General features: G+C 34.5%; 1 protein-coding gene. It reads left to right on the plus strand.

The window, feature by feature from the left end:
• Window positions 1-172: 172 nt before the first annotated feature.
• A complete protein-coding gene (locus tag RM368_RS38575) occupies window positions 173-1186 on the plus strand; it encodes a transposase (RefSeq protein WP_322698950.1) in 1014 nt (337 codons plus the stop codon).
• Window positions 1187-1248 lie beyond the last annotated feature (62 nt).

Here is a 1248-nt window from a genome sequence, read left to right on the forward strand (position 1 = left end):
CAGGACTTACGCAACTGGCACAGCGCGATCACTAATTAATAGTATTTATGTACTATAAAAGTGGCGTACTCAGAAGGTATTGCCGAAATTAGTAACAGTAATCAACTGTGTTAAATATTCTTCAAATCATGAGAAAATTAGTTGAGGATGCATAAAATCAATCCTGTATTTTATGAAGTTTACTAAACTTAACTATTGCCAGTACTTGTTAAGTAGTCAGATTAATTATACTCTCACAAATTTAGCAGAGCATTTGGAGCAGATTAGTCATGATAAAATCAACCGCTATCTGAAGAATGAAAAGTTAACACCACGTTTGCTTTGGGATAATGTTAAAGATATCATCTCTGTGAGTGAGAACGCATATCTAGTTTTTGATGACACAGTAATAGATAAAAGATATGCCATAGAAATAGAAATAACTAAACGGCAATATAGTGGCAACGAACATAGAGTCATTCAAGGAATTGGTTTAATAAATTGTATATATGTCAATCATGAACTGGGAAAATTTTGGGTAGTTGACTATCGTATTTATGACCCAGACAGAGATGGTAAAACTAAAATAGACCATGTAACAGAAATGCTGCAAAACCTTGTTTATCATAAGGTTTTACCATTTAAAACTGTCTTAATGGATACTTGGTATGCCACAAATAAATTAATGTTATGCATTGATGGCTTAGGAAAATATTATTATTGTCCTCTCAAACGTAATCGACTTGTAGATGATACGAATTGTCTTGAAGATTATAAAAAAATTGAATCGTTATCTTGGAATGACGAGGAGTTGAAATCAGGTAAAATAATTAAAATAAAAAAGTTTCCTCAATCTAAAAAAGTGAAACTATTCCGAGTAACTGTCTCGATCGACAGAACGGATTTTATTGCTACAAACGATTTATCTCAAGATTCTATGGACGTTGTACAAAAAGTGTGTAAGGTTCGATGGAAAATTGAGGAGTTTCACCGCGAATTGAAGCAATTGACTGGCATTGAATCATGTCAATGCCGTAAGGGTCGTATTCAAAGAAATCATATCGCCTGCGCTATTTTAGTCTGGCTTCGGCTCAAAGATTTAGCTTATAAAACTGGTCAAACAATTTATCAAATTAAGCATGGATTGCTATCTAATTATTTAGTTCAGCAACTAAAACGTCCGGCTGTTCCTATGTTTATCGCGTAGTTGTTTAGGCGCACGGCGCGGTTACACCGCGCCATTGCTTGTGACAGTTGCGTAAGTCCTGT

This window comes from Nostoc sp. DedSLP03, from assembly GCF_034530815.1.
Taxonomy (GTDB): domain Bacteria; phylum Cyanobacteriota; class Cyanobacteriia; order Cyanobacteriales; family Nostocaceae; genus Nostoc.

Bases quoted from the DNA above. Each gene is read 5' to 3' on its own strand.
- RM368_RS38575 (WP_322698950.1), top strand. From the start codon at position 173: ATGAAGTTTACTAAACTTAACTATTGCCAGTACTTGTTAAGTAGTCAG.